Origin of the sequence: Acidisphaera rubrifaciens HS-AP3 (assembly GCF_000964365.1) — a bacterium.
Classification (GTDB): Bacteria; Pseudomonadota; Alphaproteobacteria; order Acetobacterales; family Acetobacteraceae; genus Acidisphaera; species Acidisphaera rubrifaciens.
In genome coordinates this window covers 1-4,093 of record NZ_BANB01000112.1, presented here as the reverse complement: position 1 = coordinate 4,093, position 4,093 = coordinate 1, and the positions used below count along the sequence as shown (strand labels likewise).

At 72.2% G+C, this 4,093-nt stretch carries 3 protein-coding genes; all 3 read right to left on the bottom strand.

Going from position 1 to position 4,093, the window contains the following annotated elements; translation table 11 throughout:
- A partial coding sequence (locus B8460_RS23565) for a sensor domain-containing diguanylate cyclase (RefSeq protein WP_048860366.1) occupies nt 1-1,462 on the bottom strand: 1,462 nt, incomplete at its 3' end.
- Nucleotides 1,463-1,608: 146 nt separating this feature from the next.
- Entirely contained in the window at nt 1,609-2,613 is a 1,005-nt protein-coding gene (locus tag B8460_RS04415; protein ID WP_048860365.1) for an NAD(P)H-quinone oxidoreductase, read from the bottom strand.
- 117 nt (nt 2,614-2,730) lie between these two features.
- A complete protein-coding gene (locus B8460_RS04410) occupies nt 2,731-3,381 on the bottom strand; it encodes a DUF2939 domain-containing protein (protein ID WP_048860364.1) in 651 nt (216 codons plus the stop codon).
- Nucleotides 3,382-4,093 lie beyond the last annotated feature (712 nt).

The following is a 4,093-nucleotide window of genomic DNA, read 5'->3' as shown; positions in this document are numbered from 1 at the left end:
CCCGCCGCGCCAGCCACGCGGCGGTGCCGGGGTCGCAGCGGCCGGGCAGGACGATCACGAACTCATCGCCGCCCACGCGCGCGACCGTGTCCCCCGGCCGCAGTTCCGCCCGCAGCCGCCGCGCCGCCTCGCGCAGCACGGCGTCGCCCACGGCATGGCCGAGCACGTCGTTGACCGGCTTGAACCGGTCGAGATCGATGTAGAGCAGCGCGATGCCGGCGCCGTCGCATGCCTCCCCCTCCTCGCCGGCCGCCGCCGCGTCGACCCGCGTCGCCGCCGCCGTCTCCAGCGCATGGGTCAACCGCTCGTGCAGCAGCACGCGATTCGGCAGGTCCGTAAGCGCGTCGTGATGCGCGAGATGGCGCATCCGCGCCTCGGCCTGCGTGCGATAGGTCATGTCGCGCAGGACGAGGGCGCTGGCCGGCCGGCCGTCATGCTCGATGCGGCTGCCGGTGAGTTCGACCGGCACCAGCGCGCCGTCGGGGTGGCGCAGCCGCGCCTCGGCGAACACCTCGTCGGCCAGCGCGGCGCCGTCGCCGGCCAGCAGCGCCGGACGGTCGGCTTCCGCCAGGAGATCGACGACGCGGGTGCCGGTCAGCGCCTCCGGCGCGGTGCCGACGAGGCGCGCGGCCGCCGCGTTCGCGTGCAGGATCGCGCCGTCGCGATGGATCACCAGCCCCTCGCGGGAGATGTCGCTCAAGGCCTGCAAACGCCGCAGGTCGGCAAGCGAGCGGCGCGCCATGCGTCGCTCCAGCAGGGCGGCGGCCGAGGCGATGACCAGCACGGCGAGCGTGACCGACCCCACGTTCACGGCGAGCGACCCGCTGCCGAGCGTGATCCCCTCGGCCCCGCCGGCCGTCCCGGGATACAGGCGCAGCGCGCCCATGCCGGTGAAATGCAGCCCGACGATGGCGAGGCACAGCAGGCCCGTCACCTCCGCCCGGCGTTCGAAGCGTTCGAGGCCGCGCATCCGGGCCAGCGCCGTGATCGCGCACGCCGCCGCGATCAGCACGGAGGCGATGACCCCGCCCGCGTCGTAGTCGAACGAGCCGGGCAGCCGCATGCCGGACAGCCCGACATAGTGCATCCCGCCGATCGCCGCCGCGAGCATCAGGCCGCCCACCGTCACGGCGACGGGGCGCGGCCGGATCGCGTGCGCCAGCAGCAGGGCGGCGCTGGTGCCGGCCGTCGCCACCAGCAGCGACAGCGCGGTTTGCGGCAGCATGAAGACCACCGGCACCCCGGGCCGGAAGCCGAGCATCGCGACGAAATGCACGGACCAGACGCCGCAGCCGAAGACCCCCGCGGCGGCCAGCAGCCAGACCGGCGCGGAGCGCTGTCCGGGCTGCGCGCAGGCGATCAGGTTGAGCGTGGTGGAGCAGGCAAGGACACAGATGCAGGCGGCCAGGACGACCAGCCGGAAATCGTGCTCATGCGTGATGCAGCCGATCACACGCAGCATGTCTGTTCACCCGATCCGCCCCGCACGGCCTGCAGGATGGGGCCGACGGGTGAACAGACTCTTACATCAGGCCGCAAACAAAACTAGCGCCTTGGTGGAAAATCCAGCGACCGACGCACGTCAGACACGAAAACGCGCGAACGTAATCAGTCCGCGACGCGCAGCATCAGCTTGCCCACATGCGCGCTGCTTTCCATCAGCCGGTGCGCCGCCGCCGCCTCGCGCAGCGGGAAGACCTCGTGGATGACCGGCCCCGCCCGCCCCTGATCGAGGACGGGCCACACGGTCTCGAACAGCGCGCGGGCGATGGCGCCCTTCTGCGCCGTCGTGCGCGGCCGCATCGTCGAGCCGGTGATCGACAGCCGGCGCGTCATCACGGTGAGGAAGTCGAACGACTCCACCTTCGACCCGCCGAGGAAGGCGATGATGACAAGCCGCCCGTCGAGCGCGAGACAGCGCAGATCGCGGGCGATGTAGTCGCCGGCGACCATGTCGAGGACCACATCGACGCCCGCCCCGTCCGTCAGCTGCCGGACCGCCTCCACGAAATCGGCGTCGCGGTAGTTGATCGCCGCCGCCGCGCCGTACCGCTCGCACGCACGGCATTTGTCGGCGGAGCCGGCGGTCGCATAGGCGACGGCGCCGAACTCGGTCGCCAGCTGGATCGCCGTCAGGCCGATGCCGCTGGTGCCGCCATGGATCAGCGCGCGCTCGCCGCGTTGCAGGCGGCCGTGTCCGAACAGGTTGGCCCAGACGGTAAAATAGTTCTCCGGCAGCGCGGCGGCGCGCACCGCGTCATAGCCGGCGGGCCAGGGGAGGCATTGCGGCGCCGGCGCCACCGCGTATTCGGCATAGCCGCCGCCGTTGGTCAGGGCGCACACCGTGTCGCCCACGCGCCAGGGCCGCGCCTCGTCTCCGACCGCCACCACCTCGCCCGCCACCTCCAGGCCGATGATCGGGCTGGCGCCGGGCGGCGGCGGATAATGGCCCTGCCGCTGCGCCACGTCGGGCCGGTTCACGCCGGCGGCCTGGACCCGGATCAGCACCTCGTCCGCGGCCGGGCGCGGCACCGGCCCGGTGGCGGGGCGGAGCACATCCGGCGCGCCCGGCGCCTGCATGTGCATGAAGGTCATCGTCTCGGGCAGCGTCATGTCCTGATCCTCGGGCCGGAGTAGGCGCCGAGGTTCCACCCGGCACGCGCGGCGTCAACCGTCAGCGCGTCGGCCGCCCGGCCCCGGCGCGTGCGACAGTTGTCGCGCGGCGCTCGCTCAGGTGCGTTCGTTGGCCCGCGCGAGCAGGGTGCGCGGCAGCCACGCCCGCACCACCTGCCAGTGGAAATCGTGCATTTCCAGGCGGATATGGATCGGACCGATGGACGGGTCATGCGGCTGCAGCCAGACGGAAAACGCCGTGGGGCCGTCGAAGAAGGCCCACACGATGCGAGGCGCGTCCTCGGCCACCAGATCACGGCCGCCGGTAGCCGGCTGGTCGAGCCCGGCGCGGTGGGCGGCGGAGACCAGGCCGTCCGGCGTGACGTTGGCGTCGATCATGTTGCCGGCCACGCCCCGGACGAACGAGAAGCCGAACGGCTTGAGCCCGCCGCCCTGCGGCGCCGAAGGCCCGACGCCCTGCGCCACCGTCTCGGTATGGCCGGCGACCGTGTTGTCGGCGACCGTGTTCGGCGCCGGGGCGTCGACCATCTCGTCGCAGACGTCTTCCTTCAGCCCCTCGCGCACGTCGTCCCACGCGACGAGGCGTCCGAGGGTCGCCGCGTCGCCGTGGCGGACCGCTTGGCCGAGCTGGTAGAGGACAACATACGGCAGGAGCGCATAAACCGATGCCACCGCGACGCAGATCGGTAGCACCCGGCGAAGGACCTTGCGGGTATACGCACGCGTCGCGATCCGTGACCGTCCCATGCCCCAACCCCCCTTTTGGTTGCCCGTCGGCGTAATGCTGTAAGCGCGCTCGTCTCGGCCGTTCGTCGCCGTCGCTGTGGTCCCGCACCCCGGTTCCGTCGTGTTACCGGATATTACCGACGCGCTTGGCCGTTTCCTAGCAGCATCGTGTGAAGAAAGCTTTGATTTCCCGCATCTGTGGCGCAACGCGCAGCAACAGGTTCAGTTGCGATCGCCCGGCGCCGGCCGGTCGACCGGGCAGCCCCGCGACTTGCGTGCCAAGGCGGTCACGCCAGCCATGCGATCGCGGCACCCCACCGGCCCAAAGCTTGCCGCATTGCCGGTGCTTTTGTGGCGGACCTGCGCAGGGACAATGAGTATGCTGCCCCGCAGCACCGCCGCCCGACCATGCGTCCCGACATCGATCCCCTCGCCCGGCTCATGGCCGTCCGCGGGCTATGGCTGTTGGCCGGCGCGATTGCCGGGCATGAACCGCGGGACGTGCCTGCCGTTCGACGACTTGCTGCCCCGGCGACCCTGCCGGCCCGGACCTGACCCTACTGCCCGTCGGTTACGCGTTCGATGACTGCGCCCGCTGACTCCGCCGATCTCGCCGACGCCGACGTGAAGCCGGTCCGGCCCGACCTGCGTCCGGACGACGCCCGCCCGGACGACGGCACCGCCGGCACGCCGTCGGGCAACGCCCCCTCACCCGCGACCTCCGCGCCCGACC

Bases quoted from the DNA above. Each gene is read 5' to 3' on its own strand.
- B8460_RS04415 (WP_048860365.1), bottom strand. From the start codon at position 2,613: ATGACGCTGCCCGAGACGATGACCTTCATGCACATGCAGGCGCCGGGC.
- B8460_RS04410 (WP_048860364.1), bottom strand. From the start codon at position 3,381: ATGGGACGGTCACGGATCGCGACGCGTGCGTATACCCGCAAGGTCCTT.